The organism is Streptomyces sp. NPDC007983 (assembly GCF_042958345.1).
Lineage (GTDB): Bacteria > Actinomycetota > Actinomycetes > Streptomycetales > Streptomycetaceae > Streptomyces.
The window spans coordinates 695,657-721,689 of sequence record NZ_JBIBJI010000004.1 but is presented as its reverse complement, the minus strand read 5'-3'; the positions used below and the strand labels follow the sequence as shown (position 1 = coordinate 721,689).

At 71.5% G+C, this 26,033-nt stretch carries 20 protein-coding genes; 9 read left to right on the top strand and 11 right to left on the bottom strand.

The annotated features are described in order from the left end of the window. Positions 1 to 57 precede the first annotated feature (57 nt). Together ACFZCY_RS16805 and ACFZCY_RS16800 are read left to right on the top strand one after the other, a co-directional pair. Positions 58 to 1,218: an exonuclease SbcCD subunit D C-terminal domain-containing protein gene (locus tag ACFZCY_RS16805; protein WP_391173535.1), complete on the top strand. Its 1,161-nt coding sequence runs from the start codon at positions 58 to 60 to the stop codon at positions 1,216 to 1,218. Continuing rightward, the gene (locus ACFZCY_RS16800; protein WP_391173532.1) at positions 1,215 to 4,928 is read left to right on the top strand and encodes an AAA family ATPase; all 3,714 of its coding nucleotides are present in this window, start codon (positions 1,215 to 1,217) and stop codon (positions 4,926 to 4,928) included. The genes ACFZCY_RS16805 and ACFZCY_RS16800 overlap by 4 nt, the downstream gene beginning before the upstream one ends. A gap of 8 nt (positions 4,929 to 4,936) precedes the next feature. Here ACFZCY_RS16800 and ACFZCY_RS16795 read toward each other — a convergent pair whose 3' ends face one another. The 6 genes from ACFZCY_RS16795 to ACFZCY_RS16770 form a co-directional block, all read right to left on the bottom strand. Then, positions 4,937 to 5,464, bottom strand: a complete 528-nt coding sequence (locus ACFZCY_RS16795; RefSeq protein WP_391173528.1) for a GNAT family N-acetyltransferase — start codon at positions 5,462 to 5,464, stop codon at positions 4,937 to 4,939. Between the two features lie 199 nt (positions 5,465 to 5,663). Next, the gene (locus tag ACFZCY_RS16790) at positions 5,664 to 7,346 is read right to left on the bottom strand and encodes a DUF885 family protein (protein ID WP_391173525.1); all 1,683 of its coding nucleotides are present in this window, start codon (positions 7,344 to 7,346) and stop codon (positions 5,664 to 5,666) included. 78 nt (positions 7,347 to 7,424) lie between these two features. After that, positions 7,425 to 8,705 (bottom strand): GNAT family N-acetyltransferase, encoded by a 1,281-nt coding sequence (locus tag ACFZCY_RS16785; protein ID WP_391173524.1) that lies wholly within the window; start codon positions 8,703 to 8,705, stop codon positions 7,425 to 7,427. A 115-nt stretch (positions 8,706 to 8,820) separates the two neighbouring features. Next, the gene (locus tag ACFZCY_RS16780) at positions 8,821 to 9,354 is read right to left on the bottom strand and encodes a DUF1990 family protein (RefSeq protein WP_391173521.1); all 534 of its coding nucleotides are present in this window, start codon (positions 9,352 to 9,354) and stop codon (positions 8,821 to 8,823) included. A gap of 60 nt (positions 9,355 to 9,414) precedes the next feature. Continuing rightward, entirely contained in the window at positions 9,415 to 11,001 is a 1,587-nt protein-coding gene (locus tag ACFZCY_RS16775; protein ID WP_391173518.1) for an alkaline phosphatase D family protein, read from the bottom strand. 132 nt (positions 11,002 to 11,133) lie between these two features. Next, positions 11,134 to 11,880, bottom strand: coding sequence for an SDR family oxidoreductase (locus ACFZCY_RS16770; RefSeq protein WP_391173515.1), 747 nt, complete (start codon positions 11,878 to 11,880; stop codon positions 11,134 to 11,136). A 161-nt stretch (positions 11,881 to 12,041) separates the two neighbouring features. Between ACFZCY_RS16770 and ACFZCY_RS16765 the strand changes: the two genes are divergently transcribed. Continuing rightward, a complete protein-coding gene (locus tag ACFZCY_RS16765) occupies positions 12,042 to 12,785 on the top strand; it encodes a GntR family transcriptional regulator (RefSeq protein ID WP_391173512.1) in 744 nt (247 codons plus the stop codon). A gap of 42 nt (positions 12,786 to 12,827) precedes the next feature. Here the strand turns inward: ACFZCY_RS16765 and ACFZCY_RS16760 are convergent, their stop codons facing one another. The 3 genes from ACFZCY_RS16760 to ACFZCY_RS16750 all read right to left on the bottom strand — a co-directional run bounded on the left by ACFZCY_RS16760 (position 12,828) and on the right by ACFZCY_RS16750 (position 15,953). Continuing rightward, positions 12,828 to 14,018 carry an ROK family protein gene (locus ACFZCY_RS16760; RefSeq protein ID WP_391173508.1) on the bottom strand — a complete coding sequence of 397 codons (1,191 nt, stop codon included), beginning with the start codon at positions 14,016 to 14,018 and terminating at the stop codon, positions 12,828 to 12,830. Between the two features lie 68 nt (positions 14,019 to 14,086). Next, a complete protein-coding gene (locus tag ACFZCY_RS16755) occupies positions 14,087 to 14,740 on the bottom strand; it encodes a response regulator (RefSeq protein WP_391173505.1) in 654 nt (217 codons plus the stop codon). A 4-nt stretch (positions 14,741 to 14,744) separates the two neighbouring features. Further along, the gene (locus tag ACFZCY_RS16750) at positions 14,745 to 15,953 is read right to left on the bottom strand and encodes a histidine kinase (protein ID WP_391173501.1); all 1,209 of its coding nucleotides are present in this window, start codon (positions 15,951 to 15,953) and stop codon (positions 14,745 to 14,747) included. Positions 15,954 to 16,161: 208 nt separating this feature from the next. Between ACFZCY_RS16750 and ACFZCY_RS16745 the strand changes: the two genes are divergently transcribed. Together ACFZCY_RS16745 and ACFZCY_RS16740 are read left to right on the top strand one after the other, a co-directional pair. After that, on the top strand, positions 16,162 to 17,301 hold the full coding sequence (locus ACFZCY_RS16745; protein WP_391173498.1) for an abortive phage infection protein: 1,140 nt from the start codon (positions 16,162 to 16,164) through the stop codon (positions 17,299 to 17,301). A gap of 94 nt (positions 17,302 to 17,395) precedes the next feature. Next, positions 17,396 to 17,848, top strand: coding sequence for a hypothetical protein (locus ACFZCY_RS16740; RefSeq protein WP_391173495.1), 453 nt, complete (start codon positions 17,396 to 17,398; stop codon positions 17,846 to 17,848). On the opposite strand, the gene mug is transcribed toward ACFZCY_RS16740, so the two are convergent. Next, entirely contained in the window at positions 17,845 to 18,399 is a 555-nt protein-coding gene (gene mug, locus ACFZCY_RS16735) for a G/U mismatch-specific DNA glycosylase (RefSeq protein WP_391173493.1), read from the bottom strand. The genes ACFZCY_RS16740 and mug overlap by 4 nt on opposite strands. 8 nt (positions 18,400 to 18,407) lie before the next feature. After that, a complete protein-coding gene (purB, locus tag ACFZCY_RS16730) occupies positions 18,408 to 19,841 on the bottom strand; it encodes an adenylosuccinate lyase (RefSeq protein ID WP_391173490.1) in 1,434 nt (477 codons plus the stop codon). A gap of 153 nt (positions 19,842 to 19,994) precedes the next feature. Between purB and ACFZCY_RS16725 the strand changes: the two genes are divergently transcribed. The 4 genes from ACFZCY_RS16725 (at position 19,995) to ACFZCY_RS16710 (ending at position 25,985) form a co-directional block, all read left to right on the top strand. Continuing rightward, positions 19,995 to 21,539, top strand: a complete 1,545-nt coding sequence (locus tag ACFZCY_RS16725) for a recombinase family protein (RefSeq protein ID WP_391173486.1) — start codon at positions 19,995 to 19,997, stop codon at positions 21,537 to 21,539. A gap of 311 nt (positions 21,540 to 21,850) precedes the next feature. Further along, positions 21,851 to 22,057 carry a hypothetical protein gene (locus tag ACFZCY_RS16720; protein WP_391173484.1) on the top strand — a complete coding sequence of 69 codons (207 nt, stop codon included), beginning with the start codon at positions 21,851 to 21,853 and terminating at the stop codon, positions 22,055 to 22,057. 391 nt (positions 22,058 to 22,448) lie between these two features. Then, positions 22,449 to 23,750: an AAA family ATPase gene (locus tag ACFZCY_RS16715; RefSeq protein ID WP_391173481.1), complete on the top strand. Its 1,302-nt coding sequence runs from the start codon at positions 22,449 to 22,451 to the stop codon at positions 23,748 to 23,750. A 972-nt stretch (positions 23,751 to 24,722) separates the two neighbouring features. Further along, complete coding sequence (locus ACFZCY_RS16710; RefSeq protein WP_391173478.1) at positions 24,723 to 25,985, top strand: phage major capsid protein; 1,263 nt, start codon at positions 24,723 to 24,725, stop codon at positions 25,983 to 25,985. Positions 25,986 to 26,033: the final 48 nt, after the last annotated feature.

Here is a 26,033-nt window from a genome sequence, read left to right as displayed (position 1 = left end):
GCGCGTTGCTGACCAATGGGGTGGAGGAAGGACGAACGTGCGCGTCGGAGTCGAAACGTGAGAATTCTGCACACCTCCGACTGGCACCTCGGACGGTCCTTCCACCGCGTCAGCCTGCTCGCGGCGCAGCGGGAGTTCCTCGACCGTCTCGTCGCGACCGTACGGGAGCGGGAGGTGGACGCCGTCCTCGTCGCGGGGGACGTCTACGACCGGGCCGTACCGCCGCTGGCCGCCGTCGAGCTGTTCGACGACGCCCTGCACCGGCTCGCCGGCCTCGGCGTGCCGACCGTCATGATCTCCGGCAACCACGACTCGCCCCGGCGGCTGGGCGTCGGCGCCGGGCTCATCGAGCGGGCCGGGATCCATCTGCGCACCGACCCCGCCGGATGCGGCACCCCCGTCGTCCTCGCCGACCGCCACGGCGACGTCGCCTTCTACGGTCTGCCGTACCTCGAACCCGGCCTGGTGCGCGAGACGTTGGGCGCGCCGGCGGGGGGGCATCCGGCGGTCCTCGGCGCCGCCATGGACCGGGTGCGCGCCGACCTCGCCACCCGGCCGCCCGGCACCCGGTCCGTCGTCCTCGCCCACGCCTTCGTCACCGGCGGCGCGGTCAGCGACAGCGAACGGGACATCACGGTCGGCGGAGTCGCCTCCGTCCCCGCCGAGGTCTTCGACGGCGTCGACTATGTGGCGCTCGGCCATCTGCACGGCTGTCAGACCCTCACCGAGCGCGTCCGCTACTCGGGCTCACCGCTCGCGTACTCCTTCTCCGAGGCCGCGCACCGCAAGTCGATGTGGCTCGTCGAGCTGGCCGCCGACGGCGCGATCGGTGCCGCCGAGCGCGTCGACTGCCCCGTACCGCGCCCGCTGGCCCGCCTCCGCGGTCGCCTCGAGGACCTGCTCGCCGACCCGGACCTCGCCCGGCACGAGACGGCGTGGGTCGAGGCCACGCTGACCGATCCGGCGCGGCCGTACGAGCCGATGGCCCGGCTCGCGGAGCGCTTCCCGCACGTCCTCAGCCTGGTCTTCGACCCGGAGCGGCCCCCCGAGGACCCGCTCGCCTCCTACGCCCAGCGGCTGCGCGGCCGCACCGACCGGGAGATCGCCGAGGACTTCGTGGCCCACGTACGGGGCGGGCGGGGCCCGGACGCGCGGGAGTCCGTACTGCTCGGCGACGCCCTCGAAGCCGTCCGCGTGGAAGGGGAGGACCCGCGATGAGGCTCCACCGGCTGACCGTCACCGCCTTCGGCCCCTTCGGGGCCACCCAGCAGGTCGACTTCGACGAACTGTCGGCCGCCGGGCTCTTCCTTTTGCACGGGCCGACGGGCGCGGGCAAGACGTCCGTCCTCGACGCCGTCTGCTACGCCCTGTACGGGCAGGTGCCCGGCGCCCGGCAGGGCAGCGGGCTCTCCCTGCGCAGCGACCACGCCGATCCGCTCACCCCGACCGAGGTCGTCCTCGAACTCACCGTAGGGCAGCGCCGCCTGGAGATCACCCGGCGGCCCGAGCAGCCACGGCCCAAGAAGCGGGGCACCGGGGTGACCCGGGAGAAGGCGCAGAGCCTGCTGCGCGCCTACGACGCCGACTCCCGCACCTGGAAGGCGCTCAGCCGCTCGCACCAGGAGATCGGCGCGGAGATCGAACAGCTGCTGGGCATGAGCAGGGATCAGTTCTGCCAGGTGGTGCTGTTGCCGCAGGGCGACTTCGCCCGCTTCCTCCGCGCCGACGAACCGGCCCGGGCCAAGCTGCTGGGCAGACTCTTCGACACCAGCCGCTTCGCCGCCGTCGAAGAGCGGCTCGCCGAGCTGCGGCGGGCCGCCGAGAAGCGCGTCATCGGCGGCGACGAACGGCTCCTCGCGCTCGCCCACCGCATGGCCCAGGCCGCGGGCCGCTCCGCCGAACTGGACGCACACCCGCTGCCGGAGACCGCCGCCGGGGCGCCGGGCCTCGCCGACGCCGTCCTGGAGTGGGCCGCTGTCGCCCGCGCGGGCGCGCGCGAACGGCGCGACATCACGGCGTCCGCGCTGCGCCGCGCCGAAGCCGTGCACGAGGCCGCCCGCCGGGCGGCCGACGCGGAGAGCGAGCGCGCCGAACTCCAGCGCCGCCACGCCGAGGCACGGCGCCGCGCGGACGACCTGGAGCTGCACCGGGCCGAACGCGAGCGCCTGCACGCCCTGTTGGAGCGCGCCCGCGCCGCCGACGCCGTGGCACCCGCCCTGGACCTCCGCACCGCCGCCGCCCACGCCCACCACCGAGCCACCGCCACCGAACGCCAGGCCCGCACCCACCTGGCCGCCGACCCGGCGTCGGACGCCCTGGCCCACGTCCCGGCCCCGCGGCCGCGTGGCACCGATGAGGCCGACGAGCCCGCCGCGGGTGGCGTGCCGCCCGCGCGCGGTGCCGCGTTGTCCGGTGACGCCATGGCCGACGAGCGGGCCGGGCGAGGAGCCGAGGGGGCGGTGCCGCCCGCGCGCGGGGCCGGCGCGGAGGGTCGTACGGCGGTTGCCGGGGAGGGCCCGGCCGGGGGGCTCGGTTCGCCTGCGGACTCTGCCGTGCGGGAGCAGCGCAGCGAGCCGGAGGGCGGTGCCGTTGGCGCGGCTCGTTCGGGTGGGGTGCCGCCTGCGCGCGGTGCCGGGTCGTCGGGCGCGGCCGGCGCGGAGGGCCGTACGGCGGGTGCCGGGGAAGGCCAGGGTTCGGCTGCGGGTGCCGCCGGGCAGGAGCAGCGCGGTGGGCCGGAGGCCGGGGCCGTGGACACGGCTGGGGCGAGTGGCGTGCCGCACGCGCGCGGCGCGGCTCCGTCTGGTGACACCGCGCACCCCGAGCCGCTCGCCGCGGACCGATCGTCGGTCGGGTCCGCCGTGCGCGGGGTCGACGCCGGGCAGCCGGGGGCCGGGGGCGCCGCGGCGGGCGGTGGCGTGCCGCGTGCGCGCGGGGGCCTTGCGGCTGGAGCGTCGCAGGAGGGCGACCGCGGGACGTGCGGCGACGCGGGGCCGCTGGCCGAGGCGGGGGCCGAGCGGTTGGCGCGGGTGGAACGGTGGGTGCGGGGGGAACTGGGGGCGTTGGCGGCGGCTCGGCGGGGGGAGGCCCGGGCCCGGGCCGTGGCGGCGGAGATCGCGGAGCTGGACCGTGAGGCACGGGCCGATGACGAGGCCGTCGAGGAGGCCGCCGAATGGCTCGCGGGCTGGGAGTCGACGCGGCTCGCGCACCAGGCGCGCATCGAGGCCGCGCAGGAGGCCGCCACCCGGGCCGAGCAGCTCGGTGCGCGCATCGAGCCCGCCGAGCGGCGGCTCGAGGCGGCCCGCGAGCGCGACCGGCTCGCCGCGCTGGCGGAGCGGGGGCGGGAGGAGCTGTTGCGGTGCCGGGAGCGGGCGGCCGGTGCCCAGGAGAGCTGGCTGGACCTCAAGGACCGGCGGCTGCGCGGGATCGCCGCCGAGCTGGCGGCCGGGCTGCGCCCGGGGGAGCCGTGCGCGGTGTGCGGGGGCTGTGAGCACCCGAGCCCGGCGCGCCCGGGGGCGGGGCATGTGGACCGTACGGCGGAGGAGGCCGCGCTGGAGGAGTACCAGCGGGCCGAGGCGGGCCGCGAGGAGGCCGAGAGCCGGTCGCAGCGGCTGAAGGAGGCGCTGGCGGGCGCGGAGGCCGGGGCGGACGGCGGCGCGGTGGAGGCGCTGGACCGCGCCCTGGCCGAGCTGCGCACCGCGTACGCCGAGGCCCGCGCCGCGGCCGCGGACGGGCTCGACGCCCGAGCGGCCCTCGACCGGGCCGAGGGCGAGCACGCCCGGCGGCTGGCCCAGCGGCAGGAGGCCGAGCGGCGCTCGGCGGCCCGTACGTCGCACCGCGAGGCGCTGGCCCGGGAGCGGGCCGCGCTGCTGGCCGAGCTGGAGGAGGCCCGCGGCGGGGACGCCTCGGTGGCCGAGCGCGTGGCGCGGCTGGAGCGGCAGGCCGGGCTGCTGGCGCGGACGGCCGAGGCGGTGCGCGACGCCGAGGCCGCCGCACGGCGGCTGAAGGAGGCCGACGCGCACCTCGCCGACGCCGCTTACCGCGCGGGCTTCGACACGCCGGAGGCGGCGGCCGACGCCGTGCTGTCCGCGGACCGGCGGCGCGAGGCGCAGCGCCGCCTGGAGGGGTGGCGGACGGAGGAGGCGGCCGTCGCGGCGGAGCTGGCCGACGCGCGGCTCGCCGCCTCGGCGCAGGAGCCGCCCGCCGACCTCGCCGCGGCCCGGGCCGCCGCGGACGCGGCCACCCGTGCCCTGCGCGACGCCTCGGCGGCCGACGCGGCGGCCCGCACCCGCTGCCAGGACCTGGACGGGCTCTCCGCGCAAGGCCTCGAGGACGCGCGCCGGCTCGCCCCGCTGCGCGAGGAGTACGACCGCGTCGCCCGCCTCGCCACGCTCGCCGCCGGCACCTCGGCCGACAACGAGCGGCGGATGCGGCTGGAGGCGTATGTGCTGGCCGCGCGGCTGGAGCAGGTCGCGGCCGCGGCCAGTGCGCGGCTGGGGCACATGTCCTCCGGGCGCTACACCCTGGTGCACTCCGACGCGAGGGCGGGTGGCCGCGGCCGCTCCGGGCTCGGGCTGCACGTCATCGACGCCTGGACCGGCCGCGAGCGCGACACCGCGACCCTCTCCGGCGGCGAGACGTTCTTCGCCTCGCTCGCCCTCGCGCTCGGGCTCGCCGATGTCGTCACGGACGAGGCGGGCGGGGTCCGGCTCGACACCCTCTTCATCGACGAGGGGTTCGGCAGCCTGGACGAACAGACCCTGGACGAGGTGCTGGACGTCCTGGACTCGCTGCGCGAACGGGACCGTACGGTCGGCATCGTCAGCCATGTCGCGGATCTGCGGCAGCGGATCCCGGCGCGGCTGGAGGTGGTGAAGGGGCGCGAGGGTTCGGCGCTGCGCCACCGCACCGCGACCGCCGCGCTGGGGTGAGACCGGGGTCAGGGCCTCGCGGTGTGCTGGTAGACGTACAGGTCGCCGCGGTCCGCCGTGCGCGTGAAGTCCGCGCGGAGCAGCACCCGCTGGGAGGGGATGTTCCACGGCTCGGTGGTCGCGATGACGGTGTGGACCTCCGGCCGCTCCACGGTCCACTCCATCAGCAGCCGCAGCGCACCGGTGGCCCAGCCCGCGCCGCGCGCCGAGTGGGACAGGTCGTAGCCGACCTCCACCTCGCCCTCGCCGGGGGCGGGCGCGCCGTGGAAGCCGATGCTGCCGAGGGCGACGCCGTCCTCGGCGCGCAGGATCGCGTAGGTGCCCCAGGGGGAGCGGTGGTACCCCGCCGCCGCGGCGCGCGCGGTCATTCCGGCGGCGCCGATCGACGCGTCGCCGGGGACGCCGTCGATCCAGTCCAGATCGCCGGGCTTGCCGTCGGCGACCACGGCCGCGTCGCCGGGTGTGTGCTCGCGCAGCGTCACCCGGTCGTTCCGCAGCACGAACCGGCCGTTCTCGTGCGTCTTCTGGTACGCCACGTAGGGCCCTTCCTCACCGGGACGCGGCGCGGATTCGCGCGGCCCAGCGTGAGACTGTACTCGGCCGGGGCGGCACACAGGTGTCGTTACGGGGGTGTCCGCGAAGTCCCGCCGGGCCCCGGCCGGGCCGGCTCGTCCGGCGATCAGGGGCGGGGTGGCCGGGACACAACGCCGTCCCGGCCACCCCCGGCTCGTCACCTCAGAGCGCGGACAGCTCCGCCACCAGGTCGTCCAGCCCGAGCGACCCCTGCGACAGCGCCGCCATGTGCCACTTCTTGGCGTCGAAGGCGTCGCCGTGCGCCTTGCGGGCCGCCTCCCGCCCGGTCAGCCAGGCCCGCTCGCCCAGCTTGTAGCCGATGGCCTGGCCCGGCATGCCCAGGTAGCGCACCAGCTCGCTGTCGAGGAAGTCCGCGGGGCGGCCGCAGTGCAGCCCGAAGAACTCCCGCGCCAGCTCCGGCGTCCAGCGCTCACCGGGGTGGAACGGCGAGTGGCCGGGGATCTCCAGCTCCAGGTGCATGCCGATGTCGACGATCACCCGCAGCGCCCGCATCATCTGCGCGTCGAGGTAGCCCAGCCGCCGCTCCGGGTCGGTCAGATAGCCCAGCTCGTCCATCAGCCGTTCCGCGTACAGCGCCCAGCCCTCGGCGTTGGCGCTGACCATGCCGACCGTGGCCTGGTAGCGGGAGAGCCGGTCGGCGACGTGCGCCCACTGGGCGAGCTGCAGATGGTGGCCGGGGACACCCTCGTGGTACCAGGTCGAGACCAGGTCGTAGACGGGGAAGCGGGTCTCGCCCATGGTGGGCAGCCAGGTGCGGCCGGGGCGGGAGAAGTCCACCGACGGCTGGGTGTAGTACGGTGCGGCCGCGCTCCCCGGCGGGGCGATCATCGACTCGACCCGCTTGACCCGCTCGGCCAGGTCGAAGTGGGTGCCGTCCAGCTGCTCGATGGCCTCGTCCATCAGCTCCTGCAGCCAGACCCGGGTCTCCTCGACGCCCTCGATGTGCACGCCGTGCTCATCGAGGTGGCGCAGCGCCTCCCACGGGGTGGCACCGGGCAGGATCTTCTCCGCCTCGGCGCGCATCTCGGCGTGGATACGGTGGTATTCGGCCCAGCCGTACGCGTACGCCTCGTCCAGGTCCAGGTCGGTGCCGTTCCACATCCGCGACCAGCGCTGGTAGCGCTCGCGCCCCACCACCTCGGGGGCGCCCTCGATGCCCGGGCCGTATACGTCGCGCAGCCAGTCGCGCAGGGCGGCCAGCGCCCCGGTGGCCGCGGCCGCGGCCTCGTCCAGCTCGGCGCGCAGCGCGTCCGGCCCCTCGGCGGTGAAGTCGGCGAACCAGCCGCGGTCGGTGCCGATCCACTCCTCCAGCTGGCCGAGAACCGTGGCCACCTGCCGGGGCCCGGCGGGCAGCTCGCGCCGCAGCCCCTCGGCGAGCGAGGCGCGGTAGCCCTCCAGCGCGCCGGGGACGGCGCGCAGCCGGGCCGCGATCGCCGACCAGTCCTCCTCGGTGGCGGTCGGCATCACGGTGAAGACGCTGCGGACCGAGTGCAGCGGGGAGTGCAGATTGCTGACCGCGCGCAGCGACTCATGGGCCTCGTGCACGGCCAGCTCGGCGGTCAGCCGCTCCCGCAGCAGCCGCCCGCAGCGCCGCTCGGCGTCGCTGTCCGCACCGGGCCGCGCCTCGGCCTCGGTCAGCCGGTCCAGGGTGGTGCGCGCCAGCTCGGCGGCGGCCTCGGCGCCCGCGGGGGAGAAGTCGGGCAGATGGCGTGCGCTCTCGGGAACGCCCAGGTAGGTGCCGGTGATCGGGTCGAGTGCGATGAGGTCGTCGACGTAGGCGTCGGCGACCTGCCGGGGCAGCGGAGCGTTCTTGGAATCGGACATGGGGCCATCCTCGTACGCCCGGGGGCGCGGCGTCATCCGCGCAGGGGTGCTCCGCGCCCGCGTGGCCCCCGGCGCCACTCAGCGGCCGCCCCGCGGGGCCGGGGCGGGCACCTGCGACACGGGGGCGAGCTGGGCGGTGATCACGAGCGTGCCCTGCTCGATCTGGTAGTCCAGCGGCAGCCCGAGCGCGCGCATCGCCGCGACCATGCCGGTGTTGGCCGACTGGGTGACCGCGTAGACGCATGCGCCGCCCGTCTCGGCGGCCATCGCGACCAGCCGCCGCAGCAGCTCCCCGCCGATGCCGCGGCCCTGCCATGCGTCCTCGACGATCAGCGCGACCTCGGTCTCGTCCCCGTCCCACAGCAGATGGCCGAGGGCGACCAGCCGGCCGGAGGCGGTGTACGCGGCGAGGGTGCGGCCGAAGCGCGGGCTGAGCAGATGGTCCAGATAGCGGTCGGCGTCGCCGACCGGGCCGTGGTAGCGCAGCCCGAGCGTGGTGGCCGAGCACCGCTGATGCATCGCGCGGGCCGCGTCCAGGTCCCGGGTGTCGGCCCGGCGCACGGTGACCTCGTTGCCCTCGGGCAGCGTCAGCACATCGCGGCGGTGCGGCAGCCGAGGGCCGAGCCGGGCGTCCAGCTCGACCAGCGCGCGGGCGCGCGCGAACTCGGTCGGGGTGAACGGCAGATGCGGCCGCTCGATGACGAGCGCCCCGCCGGACGGGTCCCGCAGCCGCATCACGGTCTCCTCCAGCACCCCTTCGACCGGCGGCGCGTCCGCCGGCGGGCGGCCCCCGAGCGAGGTGGCCGGAAGCGAGTGGAGGGTGCAGCGGCCGAGCAACTGGCGCAGCGCGAGCGGCAGTTCGGCGCCGTCCAGGGCGGTACGGGTCGCCAGCGTCAGCACCCGGGTCGGGCCGTCCACCAGATCGTGGGCGTCGGCGCGCTCTATCCAGGTGTCGCTGCCGCCGCCCGCGGCGATCGCGCGCTTCAGCTCGTCGGCCGGTACGACGGCGGGGGCGCGCAGCAGGAACTCGTCCACGGTGCCCTCGGCCAGCGGATGGGTCTGCAGCGACAGGATGTCGACCCGGTGACCGGCCAACGCCCCGCACAGCGCGGCCAGGGTGCCCGGTTCGTCCCGTACGGTCGTCCGGATCCGCCACAGCGTGGTGGCGGTGTCTTCCTGCGGGGAGTTCTCCGGGGCGCCCGCGGCCTCGGCCGCGCCGGTCCGTGACGGGTCCGCGGGCTCCGGTGAGAATTCCGCCACCGGCGGGGCGTGGCCGTGTAGTCGGCGCCACCAGACGGGCAGCCGCCAGCGGTCACGGGGCCGGGTGGGGTGGTGGTCGTGTGTCGCTCGAGGAGTCATGGAAAACAGCCTCGCGCAAGGGTGTTGCGTGATCACAAACGCTCTGTGACCTATGGGTTAAGTGTGCATCTGCTCGGAGAAGCTCGTTTTGTCCGAGATTAAATGGGTGAGGGATTCACCTGTCCCGGCTCCCGGCAGCCAGCCGCCGCAGCACCCGACCGCAGCGCCGCGCGTACGCCCGCTGGAAGAACGGCACCAGCGGCGCCACCGCCCGGGTCAACCTTACCGCCGGGCGGCTGAACGCCGTGACCGTCAGCCACACCGAGCCGTCCGGCTCCAGGCTCACCACGAACGACTCCTCGCCGCGCTCCGGATGGCCCGGCAGCGTCCCGTACCCGAAGCCGGCCGCCGTCGCGTCCGCCACCGTCCACACCACCTCGCACGGCGCGCGCAGCCGCAGCGGCCCGGCCCCCAGCCCCACCACGACCGTCCGCCCCTCGGCGGCGGGCCCTCCGGCGCGGATCGTGACCCCGACCGCCCGGTGCATCCGCCAGTCCAGCACCGCGCGACCCGCGGCCTCGAACACCTCCGGGCCCGCCCCGATCCGGGTCCGCACCCGCAGATGGTGGTATCCGGCGGGCAGCGGCCGGTGCCGGGTGGCGCCCACCTCCGGGTAGGTGAGGCGGGAGGGCGGAACACGGGAGGCCATGGGCGCAACGGTACGCGCCCCCGGGGCTCCTCCGGGGACGCGAACCGCACACGTGGGGGCCTACTGCCCGACCAGCCCCGGGCGGAGCGCCTTGGTGTACAGCACCGCCCCGCCGACCTCCAGCAGCCGGACCGTCAGCTCGCCGCTGTCGCCGTCGATCTCCACCTCGCCGTAGAACTGGTAGCCCTCGGCGGGCGAGACGTTCGCCCGGTCCGGCGCCTTGACGAACGGCTGCTCCGGGCCGAACGTGCCGTCCAGCTTCACCGCCGGGAAGGAACCCGCGTTCAGCGGGCCGGTGACGAACTCCCAGAACGGCGCGAAGTCCTTGAACGCCGCCCGCGACGGGTCGTAATGCTGCGCCGAGGTGTAGTGGACGTCCGCCGTCAGCCACACCGTGCCGGTGATCTTCTGGTGCTTGATGTGCCGCAGCAGCTCCGCCAGCTGCAGCTCACGGCCGAGCGGGGCGCCCGGGTCGCCCTGCGCGACCGCCTCGAAGTCACTGGCGCCGTCCGGGACCACGAGACCGAGCGGCATGTCGCAGGCGATCACCTTCCACACCGCGCGCGACCGCGACAGCTCCCGCTTGAGCCACCGCAGCTGCTCGGCGCCCAGAATGCCCTGGGTGTCCTCCGGCTGGCGGCCGGGCGAGTTGGCGTCGCGGTACGTACGGCAGTCCAGCACGAAGACGTCCAGCAGCGGGCCGTGGTGCTGCACCCGGTACACCCGGCCGCTCGCGTCCGGCCGCAGCGTGCTGATCGGGAAGTACTCGGCGAACGCCTGCCGGGCGTGGGACGCCAGCACGTTCACGTTCTTCTCGGTGTAGCGGTCGTCGGCCAGGATCTCGCCCGGGTACCAGTTGTTCAGCACCTCGTGGTCGTCCCACTGGGTGATGGTCGGCACCTCGGCGTGGAACCGGCGCAGATTGGCGTCCAGCAGGTTGTAGCGGAAGTTGCCGCGGTACTCGTCCAGGGTCTCGGCGACCTTGGACTTCTCCGGCGTCATGATGTTCCGCCAGGTGGAGCCGTCGGGCAGCTTGACGGTCTCGGTCAGCGGGCCGTCGGCGTAGATGTTGTCGCCGCTGCACAGGAAGAAGTCCGGCCCGCGGCGGCGCATCTCCTCGAAGACGCGATAGCCGCCGCGGTCCGGGTCGATGCCCCAGCCCTGCCCCGCCAGGTCGCCCGACCAGACGAACCGCACTCCCTTGCGGCGCTCCGGCACCGTACGGAACGTGCCGTACACCGGCTCACCGGTGCGGCGCGGGTCCTCCGGATCGGCGAGCAGCACCCGGTAGTGCACCTGGCTGCCGGACGGCAGACCGTGCAGCGCGGTGCGGCCGGTGAAGTCCGTGCCCGGCCCGAGCAGCGGCCCCTGCCAGCGGTGCGGGCGTGCGAAGGACTCGGTCGCGGAGGTCTCCACGATCATCCGCGCCGGGCGGTCGGAGCGCACCCACACCAGCCCCGAGGACGTGGTCACATCCCCCGTCTGCACGCCCCACCGGGCGCTCGGGCGGCCCGACAGCGCCTGTGCGGGCGCCGCCGCCGATGCCACCCCCGACGCCGCGGCGGGCAGTGCCAGCGCCGCGGACGCGGCCGCCGACCCCTGCAGTACCGTACGCCGCCCGATTGCTCTGCCGGATTCCCGCGCCATGGTGGAGCCTCCCGTTGCTCGTAGAACAGCTGTGCCGGTCTGTTGCTATCGGTGCGAGATGCCTCATTCCCGAACGCACAGTGAACAGCAGCCTTTTCCGAGACCCGGTCCGGTTACACCTCTACGGCGCCACTACAGCCCGCCCGCCACCCGCAGCACGGCTCCCGTCGTGTACGACGCCTCCGGGGAGAGCAGCCACGCCACCGCGCCCGCGATCTCCTCCGGCTCGCCCGGCCGTCCCATCGGCACTCGCTCGGGGTTGCGCCACGGCCGCTCCGGGTCGCCCATCCGCGCGTGGATGTCGGTCAGCGTCATGCCCGGCTGGACCGAGTTGACCCGGATCCCCTCCGCGGCCAGTTCCTTCGACAGGCCCACCGTCATCGCGTCCACGGCCGCCTTGCTGGCCGCGTAGTGCACGTACTCCCCGGGGCTGCCGGTCGTCGCGGCGCCCGAGGAGACGTTGACGATGGCGCCGCCCCGGCCGCCGTGCCGGGTGGACATCTCGCGCGCCGCGCGCCGCGCGCACAGCAGGGCGCCGGTCGTGTTGACGTCCACGACCCGCCGCATCACCTCGGGCGACGTCTCCGTGAAGCGGCCCAACGGCCCGGTGATCCCGGCGTTGTTGACCAGCCCGGTGATCGGGCCCAGCTCTTCCCGGGCCGTGTCGAACATCGCCTCGACCTGCTCCACGACGCTGGTATCGGCCCGCACGACGGTGGCCCGCACCCCCTCCGCGCGCACCAGCTCCGCACACCGCTCGGCGGCGTCCCGCGCCTGCTCGTAGCCGATGGCGACGTGGTGCCCGGCGCGCGCGAGCCGCACCGCCACCGCCGCCCCGATGCCACGACTGCCGCCCGTCACCACGGTGACCTGGTCCATTGCCTCAGCTCCCGCCCCTTGTCGCACCAATGGAATGATCATCGACGATAGCTGATCGTGCATTGGTCTTGACCAAGTGTGCGCCCCGCCCTATGGTCGCCTTCATACTGCAACAATGTTTAATAAATAAGGGCGCATAAAGAAGACTGGGGGAGATCAGGGTGGGGACCACGCAGCTCGACTCGGTGCCGGAACCGAAGTACTGGCACCTGAAGACCGTGCTCAGCGACGCGCTCGACTCGGAGTTCGCGGTCGGGGAGATCCTGCCCAACGAGCGTGAGCTGGCCGCCCGCTTCGGCGTCGCCCGCGCCACCCTCCGGCAGGCCCTCGAACAGCTGGAGCTGGAGGGCAGGCTGCAGCGTCGCCGCGGTGTCGGCACCACCGTCGCGCCGCCGCGCGTCGGCGTGGCCGTCGCGGACTACACCCACACCTGGAGCGAGGCGGGCGACGACGCCTGGGCCTGCGTCGACAGCGTCGAGGCAGTGCCGCCCGCGGCCGTCGTGCGGCTGCTCGACACCGACCCCGCCGCCCCCGTGCACCAGGTGCGGCGCACCCGGGTGAGCCAGGGCCAGCCGCTCGCCGCCGAGCTGCTGTACGTACCGGCCGCGTCCGTCCCCGGCCTCGCCGCCATCGACACCCCCAGCGGGCTGGCCCGCGCCCGCGCCGTGCTGCGCGAGCTGAGCCGACTGCGTCTGGAGGGGCGGGAGCAGTCGGTGGAGCTGGGGTCGGCCCGCGCGGACGACGCCAAGGAGCTGGACCGGCTGCCCGGCGCCCCCGTGCTCGTGGTGACCACCCGCTATGTGGCGGACCAGCGCACCGCGGCGGTCGCCGTGGCCACCTACCGCGCCGACACCTGCCGCCTCACCTTCGGCGACCCGAGCGGCGTCGAGCTGCTGGCGGGCTGACCCGGCACCGGGCCGACTTGGCAGACCGATCCGGCCGGCTGATCAGCGAGCGGCGCGGCGAGCGGTGACCGTGCTGTCCACGGCGAACAGCTCCGCCTCCACATGGTCCAGGGCCAGCCGCACCGCGCCCGTCGTCACCGCGGCCTCGCCCAGCAGCGACTGGGCGACCTGCGGCGGGCGCAGACAATAGCGGGCCAGTTCGTCGCGGAGCGGGTCCAGCATGCCCTCCAGCCCCGCGGCCCAGCCGCCCACCACGACCACCTCGGGGTCGAGCGCCAGCACCAGGGCCGCCGTGTCGTGCACCAGCCGCCGGATGAAGCGGTCCACGGCCGCGCGTGCCCGGGCGTCGCCGTCCCGGGCGAGCGCGAAGACCCGTACGACCTGCGCCTCGTCCAGGGGGTTCAGCGGTTCGCCGGTGGTGGAGAGCACCTCTTCCGGGCTGGCCTCGCGGCCCAGCAGATGCAGCGCGCCGATCTCCCCGGCCGCGCCGCCGTAGCCGCGGTGCAGCCGCCCGCCGATCAGCGATCCGGCGCCCGGGCTCAGCCCGGCCAGGACGAAGACGACATCGTCCGAACCGGCCGCGGCGCCCCTCCAGTGCTCGGCCACGGCCGCCGTGTTCGCGTCGTTCTCCACCAGCACCGGGCACTGGAAGGAGTCCCGCAGCCGCTCCCCGAGGGGCAGGCCCGTCCAGCCCGGCAGCGCGGTGCACAGATGGACGGTGCCGTCGGCCTCCACGATGCCGGGGCTGCCCACCCCGACCGCCCGCAGCGAGTGGCGTTCGACCCCGGCCTCCCGGAGCAGATCCGCGGCGGCGGCCCGTACCCGCTCCAGCCGCATCTCCGCCGGGGCCTTCTCGGACACCTCGCGCACCGCCGAGCCGAGCGCATGCCCGTCCAGGTCCGACAGCAGGGCGGCGACCCGGTGGGCCCCTATCTCCAGGCCCAGCAGATGTCCGGCCTCGGCGCGGAAGCGGAAGCGGCGCGCCGGGCGGCCCTGGCGGCGGACCCCGCCCTCCTCGGCGGGCACCTCCGCCGCGAGCCCGCTGTCGAGCAGCCCGTCGACCACGCCCTCGACGGTGGGCCGCGACAGGCCGGTGGCCAGGGTGAGGTCGGTGAGGGACGCGGAAGGGGCGTCCGGTGGCGCGGACGCGGTCGCGGCGCGCAGCGCCTGCAGCACCACGGCGGAGTTGATGCGCCGCAGCAGGGACGGGTCCCCGCCGGTCAGCCGCCCCACGTCGGACCCCCTCCCAGTGCGTGTGTGCCGGATCGTATCTGCTGGGCTCGTCCACGGCACCCGTGCGGTCAGGTCCGCGGGCGGGCGTCGTGGGTGAGGAGGGCCAGCTGGACGCGGTTGTCCAGGCCCAATGTGGCCAGGGCGCCGGAGAGATGGGCCTTGACCGTGCCGGCGGACAGGTGCAGGCGGACGCCGATCTCGGTGTTGGACAAGCCTTCGGCAACCGCCTCGGCCACCTCGCGCTCCCGTGGGGTGAGCAACGCGAGGCGCTGCCGGGCGTGTTCGGACCGGTCGTCCGGTCCCGTCGCCGCGTGCTGGATCAGGGCCCGCGCGGCGGACGGCGACAGGGCGGGCTCACCGCGGGCGGCCCGCCGTACCGCCTCCACGATCTCCTCGGGCGCGGCGTGTTTGACGAGGTACCCGGCGGCGCCCGCGCGCATCGCCTCGAGCACCAGCCGGTGTTCGTCGAAGGTGGTCAGCACGATCACCCGCGGGGACGGGGCGCCGCGGTGTGCGAGGGCCCGGGTGGCGGCGAGGCCGTCCATGACCGGCATCCGGATGTCCATGAGGACCACGTCGGGCCCGTGTTCGCGGACGGCGGCGGCCACCTGGGCGCCGTCGGCCGCCTCCCCGACGACCTCCATGCCGTCCGCACCGCGCAGCATCATCTTCAGCCCGGTCCGCACCAGGGGGTCGTCGTCGGCCAGCAGCACTCGGATCATGACGTCACCTCGCGGGCCACGGTAGCCGGGCGCGCAGCGTGAACGTGCCGTCGGCGGCGGTGTGGTCGAGAGTGCCGCCGTCGAGCCGTACGCGTTCGGCGAGCCCGGTGAGACCGGTGCCGGTGCCCGGGATCGCGTCGCGGGCGCCCGGGGCGGCGGGCAGCGCGTTGCGGACCTCCACCGTGAGACCGTCGCCCGGACCTCCGGCCAGCGTCAGGCCGACGGGGGCGCCGGGCGCGTGCTTGCGGGCGTTGGTCAGGCCCTCCTGGGCCACCCGGTAGACGGTCCGGTGCAGTTGCGACCGCAAGGCCCGGACGGTGTCGGCGGCCAACTCGGTGCGGAAGTCCACCGGTTGGCCCGTGGCACGGGCGTCCGCGACGAGACCGTCGATGTCCTCGATCCGTGGCAGCAGCGACACCGGCTCGCCGCCGTCCTCCGCGTGCAGCAGGCGCAGTACCTCCTGCAGTTCCTCCACGGCCTCGTGCGCGTTGCCCCGGATCACCTCGGCGCTCTCGGCGACCTCGGCGCCGTCGAGCGCGGGTCCGGCGCCCGCCTCCGCCTGCCGGGTGCGGTAGGCGAGCGCGCCCGCGTGCACGGAGAGCAGCGAGAGGCGGTGCGCCAGTACGTCGTGCATCTCCCGGGCGATGGCCTGGCGTTCGGCGCGGCGGGCGTCGGCGAGCCGGCGCTCGTGTTCGGCCCGGGCCCGCGCGGCGTCCGCGCGCAGCCGTGCGACGAGCAGCCGCCGGGACCGCAGGGCATGGCCGCAGGCGAAGGGGGCCAGGAGGTAGGCCAGCGAGAACGCGGCGTCGAACCACAGGTCGCCGGCCGTCCCCGACAGCAGCAGGCCGGAGGGCGCCATGAACAGCGCGTACGCACCGAGCATCGTCAGCGCCTGCCGCCGGCGGAGCCGGAGCGCGGCGTTGGCGACGATCACCGCGCCCGCGGGCAGGGCGCTGGTCGCCAGCGCCACCGCGGGCAGCCCGATCAGGGCCACCACGAGCGGGTGGCGGCGCCGCCACCACAGCGCGGCGCAGGCCACGAGCCCGAGCAGCGGGTCCGCTTCCACCGCCCACCCCGGCAGATCACCCTGCTCCTTCACCACACCGACGACGACCATGCCGAGGAGCACGGCCGCGCAGCAGAGCGCCGCGTCCACCACCCGGTCACGCCAGGCGCGCCCGGCCGGGAGGGCGAGGTCGAGGCCGTTGGTCATGACGGGAGAGTAAGCGGGCCACCGGGAGCCGCACATCGGCCCATCGGCCGGACCGCCTCGGCCATCCGGCAGAGGCGGCGGGTGCCGGACCGGCCCGTCCGGCGACGCCGGCAGGCCTTCCGGCCACCCCGTGGTGGACCATCGGCGCATGGTGCGGGCACCGGCGGCCCGGCAGGCTGCTTCCATCCGGACGGACGGGAGAGATGACATGGACGCAGCCCAGATCAGCAGGGTGAGGTTTCTGCGGCTCGCGGGGGCCGTCGCCGTCGGCACGGCACTGCCCGCCGGGCACGCCGCCGCGGCCGGGCGCCGCCCGGCCCCTGAACGGCCGGCGCGGGACGCGGGGCCGGGCGGGGTGCGCCATCGCGGCGTCGTCTACGAGGTGGGGGAGGGCGAAACGCCCGCCACGGCGTGGAACCCGGAACGCACCCGGGCCGATCTGCGGGCCATCCGCCACGAACTCCACGCCGACACGGTGAAGATCACCGGCGACGGCGTCGAACGCCTCACCCGCACCGCGGCCGAGGCGGCCGAGAGGGGCTTGCACGTATGGCTCGAGCCGACCCTCGGCGACGCACCCGCCCGGGACATCCTCGACCACCTCGCCGAGACCGGACGGTTCGCCGAACGGCTGCGCCGCCAGGGAGTCCGCGTACACCTCAACGTGGGGTGCGAGTTCCTGCTGTTCGTCCCCGGCATCGTGCCCGGCGCCACCGCGGCCGAACGCATCGACAACCTGCTCAAGGGCAACTACGACCCGGTCACGACGGCCCGCCGGCTGCGCCGCTTCACCGCGCGGGCCGCCGCCGTCGGCCGCTCGGTCTTCCACGGGCCCCTGTCGTACGGGGCCGCGCAGGACGAGGACGTGGACTGGGACCTGTTCGACCTGGTGTGCGTCGACTACTACGGCTGGTTTCCGCACCGCTCCGGACACGTCCGCGAACTGCGCAAGTACCAGCAGCACGGCAAGCCGCTGGCGATCACCGAGTTCGGCTCCTGCACCTTCGAGGGCGCACCGCGCCTGGGCGGTATGGCCTGGGACGTCGTCGACTACACCACGACACCACCGCGGGTGAGGAAGGGTCTGGTGCGCAGCGAGCGCACCCAGGCCGCCTATCTGACCGGCGTGCTCGACGTGTTCGAGTCGATGAACCTGTACGCGGCCATGGCCTACACCTTCGTCACGCCCGACGCACCCCACCGCCGCGAGCGGCGACTCGACCTGGACATGGCCGGCTACAGCCTGGTGAAGGTGATCCGGGACCGTCCGGCGGATCCGGACTCGCCCTGGCACTGGGAGCCCAAGGAGTCGTTCACCGCCCTGGCCCGCGCCTACGCCCGCCGGTGACCGAACCCCTGAGATCCCGGCCCGCGAACCCGGCGGGCGCGGCCGGGTGCCTGACGGGTATCCAGATGTCCGACCCTGGTTGTTCACTGACACCATGACCAGTACAGCGGACCACTTGGCCGCGATCGAGGACCTGCGCACCCGGGACTTCCCCGCGCAGCGCCGCGGCGGTCCGGGGTGCCATGTCGCCGACCTCCGGGTGAGCGAGGACTTCTGGGACGCGGACCTGACCCGGGTCGAGGAGGTGCTGGAGGAGTTCGAGGCCGAGCTGACCGTCCTCGTCCAGGTGCTGACGTTACGGTGGGGCGCCCCCGAGGTCCTCGACCTCAGCGACGCCCTGGAGCGCTCGGCGATGGGCGAGCCGGTCCCGCCGCCCCTGGACACGCTGTGCGGTTACGTACCGCAGCTGCACATCTGGCGTGTGGAGGGGCGCTGGATCGGGCTGGGCGTGGGTCAGGGCGACCGCGAACTGCCGTTCCAGCTGGTGGTGGCGATAGGGGAGGAGGCGGTAGGGGAGGAGGCGACACGGGAGGAGGACACGCCCTAGGCGTCCGCCGGCCCTTCCTCGTAGGCGGCGGCGCGCAGCCGGGCGAACTCCTTCGCCATCGCCGCCGCCGTCCAGTGCGCGTTGAGCCCGCTGGGGTTGGGCAGGGCCCAGACGCGGGTGTCGCCCATGGTCCGTTCCTGCGGGCCGATCTTCGCCCGCCTGTCGCCGAACGCGACCCGGTAGGCGGTGACCCCCGCCACCGCGAGCCAGCGCGGCCGCAGGCGGCGGACCTTCTCCTCCAGGACCCGGCCGCCCTCCCGGTATTCCTCGTCGGTCAGCTCGTCGGCACGCGCGCTGGCGCGGGCGACCACATTGGTGATGCCCAGCCCGTACGACGGCAGCTCACCCTGCTCGGAGGGGTGCAGCCGCCTCGGGGTGAACCCCGAGGCGTGCAGGACGGGCCAGAAGCGGTTGCCGGGGCGGGCGAAGTGGTGGCCGGTGGCGGCGGTCATCAGCCCGGGGTTGATGCCGCAGAAGAGGACCCGCAGACCGTCCCCGACCACATCGGGCACGATGCGGTCGCGGGCGGCCTCCAGCTCTTCGGGGGTCACGGGCGGCGTCAGAGGATCGAGCCCGGCGCGTACGCGGCGGCCTCGGGATGCTGCTTGACGATCTCCTCGATCCGGCCGACCACCGTGCCGACCTGGTCGGCGGCGGCGCCCGTGAAGGACAGCTTGTCGGCCATCAGCGCCTCCAGCCCCGCCAGGTCCAGCGGAATCCGCTCGTCGGCGGCGAGGGAGTCGAGCAGTTCGTTGCGCTCGGCGCCCTGCTCGCGCATCGCGAGGGCGGCGGCGACCGCGTGCTCCTTGATCGCCTCATGGGCGATCTCGCGGCCCACCCCGGCCCGAACGGCGCCCATCAGCACCTTGGTGGTGGCGAGGAAGGGCAGGTAGCGGTCCAGCTCGCGGGCGACGACGGCGGGGAAGGCGCCGAACTCGTCGAGCACGGTCAGGAAGGTCTCCAGCAGCCCGTCGAAGGCGAAGAACGCGTCTGGCAGCGCGACCCGGCGCACCACCGAGCAGGACACGTCGCCCTCGTTCCACTGGTCGCCCGCCAGCTCGCCGGTCATCGAGGCGTAGCCGCGCAGGATCACGGCGAGGCCGTTGACGCGCTCGCAGGAGCGGGTGTTCATCTTGTGCGGCATAGCGGACGAGCCGACCTGGCCCGGCTTGAAGCCCTCGGTCACCAGCTCGTGCCCGGCCATCAGCCGGATCGTCTTGGCCAGCGAGGACGGGGCCGCGGCCAGCTGCACCAGGGCGGTGACGACCTCGTAGTCCAGCGAGCGCGGGTAGACCTGGCCGACCGAGGTGAACGCCTGCGCGAAGCCCAGGTGACCGGCGATCCGCCGCTCCAGCTCGGCCAGCTTCCGCGCGTCGCCGCCCAGCAGGTCCAGCATGTCCTGCGCGGTGCCGACCGGGCCCTTGATGCCGCGCAGCGGGTAGCGCCCCAGCAGCTCCTCCAGCCGCCCGTGGGCGACCAGCAGCTCGTCCGCCGCGGTCGCGAAGCGCTTGCCGAGCGTGGTGGCCTGCGCGGCGACGTTGTGCGAGCGGCCCGCCATCACCAGCTCGGCGTGGTCGGCGGCCAGCTTGCCGAGCCGGGCCAGCACGGCGACCGTGCGGTCCCGCACCAGCTCCAGGGAGAGCCGGATCTGCAGCTGCTCGACGTTCTCGGTCAGATCGCGGGAGGTCATGCCCTTGTGGACGTGCTCATGACCGGCGAGGGCGTTGAACTCCTCGATACGGGCCTTCACATCGTGCCGGGTGACCTTCTCGCGCTCGGCGATCGAGGCGAGGTCGACGTCCTCCAGGACCCGCTCGTAGTCGGCGAGGGCGGCGTCCGGCACCTCGATGCCCAGGTCCTTCTGGGCACGCAGCACGGCGAGCCACAGCCGCCGCTCCAGCGTCACCTTGTACTCGGGGGACCACAGGACGGCCAGCTCCGCGGAGGCGTAGCGGCCGGCCAGGACGTTCGGAATGCGCGGCTTACCAGTCACGTGGACAGAGTCTACTGGCCGTATCCCCAGGCCAGACCGGTGCCCACCGGTCCGGTCCGGTCAGCCCTCGTACGGCAGCAGTTCGGCGCGCTTCGGCGCCCGGCCGTCGCCGGACGGGTTCACACGGTTGTGAGTCGCGAGCACACTGCGGGCATGGCGACCCAGACGGAACGCAACGGCGCACTGATCACCAACCCGACGTCTCCGGTCCTGTCCGACGCGCGCGAATACCGGCGCCTCTCTGACGACAGGGGCGGCAACTCAATTCAAGAGCAGGCAGACGGAAACAAGGAAGCGGCAGACGAACAGAGCTGGAATCTCGGTGTGCCGTATGTGGACGCGGACCGTTCGGCATCTTCCTTCGCAACGAGGAAGCGTGACGACTTCGAACGGCTCACCTCCGATTTGGAGACAGGGAAGTTTGGGGCCCGGATTCTCATGCTGTGGGAATCCTCGCGAGGCAGCCGCAAGGTAAGTGAATGGGCTCGCCTTATCGACCTGTGTAGGGCCGTGCACGTCATGATTTGGGTCACCACCCATGGGCGCCTGTACGACATGGAGAAGTGGAGCGACAGAAAGGTATTGCTGGGCGAGGCAATCGAGAACGAGGGCGAGAGTGAGCGGATTTCGGTCCGTGGCCGACGTACCGCAGCAGCGCAGGCTAAGTTGGGTCGCCCTCATGGTCTGGCGCCTTACGGGCTGATGCCTACCTATGACCCGAAGACCGGAAAACTGGACAACTGGGTTGAGGATGAAGAAATTTCGATCGTTCCCAAGGAACTGTTCCGTCTTTTGGAAAAGGGCTACAGTGTCGCAGCGATTGAGCGCCTATTCCTCAAGCGTGGATATGTGAATGGGCCGCGCCCCTATGTCAAGTACAAGGAAGGGAAGGAGCCGAAGGAAAGGCCCTTCACGCGGCACAACCTGCGGAACATGGCGACTCGCCATGCTTACGCAGGGATTCGCGCCCACACGGACCCCGCGAGCGGCAAAACCGAGGAAATTCAAGGGACCTGGGATTGGATCGTCAGCCCAGAGCGGTTCTATAACGTCCAGCGCATCATCAACGCCCCTGGTCGTAATCCGGCGGCAAGTCGTGAACCGAAATACGAACTTACCATGACGCTGAAGTGTGACCCGTGTGGCGGGCCGCTTACGGTGACGCGGGCGCACCTGAAATCGCACCGAGAATCCTACACTTGTAGGAAGAGTCACGTCTTCATAGAAAAGGCAGATGTTGACGCGATCGTCATTCCCGCGATGCTCGGATACCTTGCGCGTCCGGACGTCTACGAGATGCTTACTGCCAAAAAAGAGGACGATGAAAAGGTTCGGAAGGTGCGTACTGATCTGGCCCAGGCGCGCACCAACAAAGAGGAGATGGAAAAGGCTACGCCTGAAACGCTTAGTGAAGCGCGCCTTCTGGCTAGGTCTATTGAGGCGCTGGCCGACAAAATTGCGGATCTGGAGGAGCAGGAGCGCGCGCTCACCCTTCCGCCTGTGCTTGCCTCTCTCCTCGGCGCTGCCGAGAGCGTAGAGGAAGCATGGAAGAAGGCGCCCATCGGCGCGCGCCGTGAAATTGCAAAGATCGTCCTCACGCCCCAACTGTTCGGGGAGCCTCGCATTCTCCGTGCACCGCGAAACGTATTCGACCCTGTACCGGTATCTGAGCGCATCGTCTGGCGACGCGCGTCCTAGACGGCTCTCTGCGGTCCCATAGACGGGCGCCCCTACTCTGCCGTGAGTGGGGGCGCTCTCGTGCGTCCAGGGGGCATGGAGAGGCTGGAATATTTCGGTGCAGCGGTGGCGCCGGATGTCGCGAGACGTGCCCGTGGGAACGCTCCGTTACCTCGTAACGCTCCGTAGAGATTCCCTGGTTTTCGTGTGAACTGGGCCACATCCTGGCGTGTTATCGGCGAACAGCTTCCGGGTAAGCTGACGTTGGGCGCAGTTGATAAAGCGCGCGGACTCATCTCCTAGTCCCGGTGGGACATATCCCGGAGTCCCCAATGCCCATCTCTCCCGAGACGGCGAAACTTCGGGCCCGCATTGCGGGCAAGAAGCGGCATAATCCTGACGCCGACGTGGTCGATGATCAGCGCGAATTGAAGACGCGCACGTTGGAAGCACATATTCAGCGGTTGATCTCGACTGCGCCCGTTCCCACGCCCGAGCAAATCGAGCGTCTGCGTACCCTCCTGTGTATCAGCGATTAATTCCGTGAACGCTTGACGGTCGACTATGTAATCCGGGTGAACCTTGAAATCTCAATAGAGCGCGAGTGTTGAGTCAAGAAAGATGTCGATCATTTGGAAGTGAGCAAATGTCAAAGAAGCGGAAGAAAAAGCACGGCCAGGGCGCCACTCGGTCAACACCGCCGAAGGTGGTCCGCGACTTTGCTGAAAAATACCAATGCTCGCACTGTAGCTCTCGCGTTGAGGGGATATTCCGTGACTCACGCGGGGTGCAACATCTGCATATCACCCACGATGCGACATGCCCCGTATTGTGCGGGACCGTCACTGACATGCACGACGCCATAAGGGCAGCAAACGCGACCGGACGCGTTGCGCGGGTAATGCCAGGCGACCCGGACGGGGGCACGGCTTGAGTGACGTTGGTACATCCCAGTTTGAAATAAACGTCCGACTCGCAATGTCTTGGCTGCTCGGTGCGGAGTCCATTGCCCTGGAATCTCTCAGCGAAGAAGCGCAGAAGATAGTCACGGCCATTTCCGAACGCGTGCCTGTGCCCGGGTTGGACGATAAGACGCAGGCGCTTATAGATGCACAAAGGCGCGAGGCTGCCGAACTGCAAGACGCGCAAAAGATAGCCAGCTATGAGCGCGCCAAGAAGCGGGCTAAAGAAATTCTGCGGAAAGAGAGCGGCGGGCAGGTGTATGCCTGGGCTCCGGTAGATATAGCCGCAGCATGGGAAACGGCAGAGAACGAGGAACAGGCCGACGTTGGCCGCCTTTCCGGTGACATGCCTATAGGGATCTTTTATCGCGGAAAAATCAACGGTGTGCACGCCGAATCCGAAGCGGGTAAGTCGTGGCTTGCTTGCTTGATAGTCGTCCAGGAAATCCGGGCAAGCAGATACGTCGCTTATATCGACTTCGAGGACGATGCAGCGTCTATCGTGCGCCGTCTAAAACTTCTCGGCGCGAGTCGGCGAGAAGTGGTCACGTTCTTTCAGTACCACAGTCCTACCGGACCGCTTACCGAAGACGATGAACAAGAGTTCCAACGGCTCATTTCCCTTAAGGGCACGCTCGTGGTACTCGACGGCATGACGGAAGCGATGGCCATGGAGGGTTTGAAAGGGAATGACGCTGAGGATGTCGCATCGTGGCACGCGAAGATGACAAAGCCTTTCGCTGCCGCAGGTTGGGCGGTGGTAGTTCTCGACCATGTGCCGCACGACGGAAAACGTGCCATCGGATCACAGCACAAAAAGTCAGCACTCACTGGCGTCTCATACCTTCTTGAGCCGGTAAGGCCCATCGGTAAGGGGGTGGCCGGAAAGAGCAGGCTCAAAGTCGAAAAGGACCGTGGGGCGTGGGTCCGCAGCCATGCTATTCCGGGGCCTACGCCGCAGCACTTCGCAGATCTCGTTATCAACTTTGAGGGGACATTCCTGCCGACTGCTGACCTCTGGCTGGCCGTCCAGGCAGACAACAAGGGGTACAAGGCGGAACCGCCAGAGCGGGTGCGAAATGACATCCTCGCATTCCTCGCGGTAAGCCCCGGTGCGAGTAAAAGTGCCATACGCCGAGCGGTGAAGGGTGCGAATGATGACAAAGACTGGGCGCTTGAATGGCTTATAGATCACGGCCAGGTGAGCATCGAGCAGGTCGGCCAGGCTAAGAGACACCACCCTGCCGACCCTGCCGGAACCCTGCCTTAGCCCTGCCGTCGGCAGGGTCGTACCTTCCTTCCTGACCCTGCCTCCCTGCCTGCCCCCTATAGGCAGGCAGGGGCAGGGCAGGGAGCGAGGCGAGAAAGACTGAAAGCAAGACAGCAAGATCACGGCAGGGTCTGCCATCGGACAGGAAGCAGATCACAAAGGAAGGGCCCTTATAGCACTGGACGAAAGAAAGTGATCGAGCGAAGATGAATGCACGCCCCGTATGCCCTCATTGAGGCCGGAGCACTCAGGTCCCGCGCCTTCCTCGGCCGGGGCCTTTCTCATGCCCCACGCTGAGCGCTTCCCAGGCACGCAGGTACCCGGGCGCCACTGGACGCAGGAACGGCCCACAGGCGCCCCCTGGGCGCTCTCGCCAGACAGCCGCCCCGACAGGGCAGGAGGCAGCCATGTGCCGCGCAGACGGATGTAGCGCGCCCCCGTACGCCCGGGGCTTGTGCCGCTCCTGCTACCGGCGCGAGCGCGGCGAACGACTCGGCCCCTGCCTGGTCGCAGCCTGCGGCAAACCGCAGCATTCGCGCGGGTTGTGTCTCGCTCACTACTTCCGCATGTGGCGACGCGAGCGCGCGAGCGCGTGACCTGCGAGCGCTCCCGTTTTTGACAGGCGGCCTTCCCAGCCCCACGCCCAACTTTCTAAAAATTGTGCGGGGGCGATTCCCCGCCGTTGATCTTGGGTCCGGCGACGGTCGGCCCAAGCGCGTGCGGCTATACGCAGCGCGGGTTTCCGTTCTGATTTAGCTGCTCGCGTGAACCGCTGGACAGGGCGACACCCATCCGGCACGACAACTGAATAGCGCAGAGGCGAAAGCCGTAGTGCCTTCGGACACGCTGCGGCTTTCGCGTCTCGCACAGGGACAGCGCGCCACGCATCCCTCTAACTGAATCCCGAAGATCCCAGGCAGGGCGAAACCCACCTGACACCAATCGCGAACTAAGGAATCAGGTGGTATAGCCATGTCCTCTGAACTTGTAAGGCATGTGAAGGAGAACCGTACGGCTGCGTGGAATGAGGCGAAGCGCATAGCGGACCGTGCGGCAGACGAAAACCGGTCCTTTACGGCAGAAGAAGACAGCCGGTGGCGAAAGCTGCTGGCTGATCTCGAACTCTTCGATGAGCGCATTGCCCAGCTTGAGGACGACGAACGGAGCGCTGAGAAGGCGAGCACTATTCTGTCCGGCTACGGCAACGCGCGGCGCTATCAGCTTGATAACGAGCTGGCCGACTCGTTCCGCAGCATGCTCCTTGAGCGCAACCCGCGTCCGATTGATGTCCGCTGGAAAAATGCGCGCTCTGCCTATCAGCCCGGACTGGAGCGCCGTGGTCTCGTCACCACGTCACCCGCAAACATGGCGCCGGTGTCTTTCTATGGCCGACTCGTTGAGCACATGGTGGAATCCTCGGCAGTTCTCCGGGCGGGCGCGACGCTGCTTACCACGACGTCGGGCGAAACTCTGCGCGTGCCCCGCACGTCCGCTCTCTCTACGGCATCCATCGTCTCTGAGGGCGGAACGATAGCGGCGTCGGACCCGGCGCTTTCCAGCGTTTCACTCGGTGCATTCAAGTACGCCTTTCTCGTTCAGGTCTCCTCTGAGCTTGTGCAAGATTCCGGGGTAGACCTGGAGGGGTATTTGGCGCGTGAGGCTGGGCAGGCTATCGGGCTGGGGCTCGGTGCGCACCTCGTAAACGGCACAGGGTCGGGACAGCCGCGCGGCGTGATACTGGACGCCACGACAGGCGCCACGGGGCCGACTGGTACCGCTTCTAGCTTCGGTGCCCAAGGAACAGCGGGGCAGGGAACAGATCTGATTTACGACCTGTTCGGGTCGCTTGCGGAACCGTACGTGATGCAGCCTGCGGCCGGTTGGCTGCTGCGCAATGCGACACTCACGGCTATTCGCAAGCTAAAGGCCACCACGGGCGAAACAGCCGGAACCGAATTCGTCACCGACGGTCCAGCCGGCGCCTCCGGATCAATGATCGGAAAGCCAGCCTTCATCGATCCATTCGTTCCCGCCATGGGCGCGGGCGCAAAATATGTGCTGTTCGGTGACTGGTCGCGCTACTTTGTGCGCATGGTCAACGGAATTCGTTTCGAGCGGTCCGACGACTACGCATTTAACTCGGACCTTGTGACCTTCCGTGCGATCCTCCGGGCGGACGCCGCCCTTGTCGACAACACAGGCGCCATCAAGTGGTTTGCGCACTCTGCGGCATAAAATAAAGGGCTCCGGTACCTCTCACTTCGATGAGATGGTGCCGGAGCC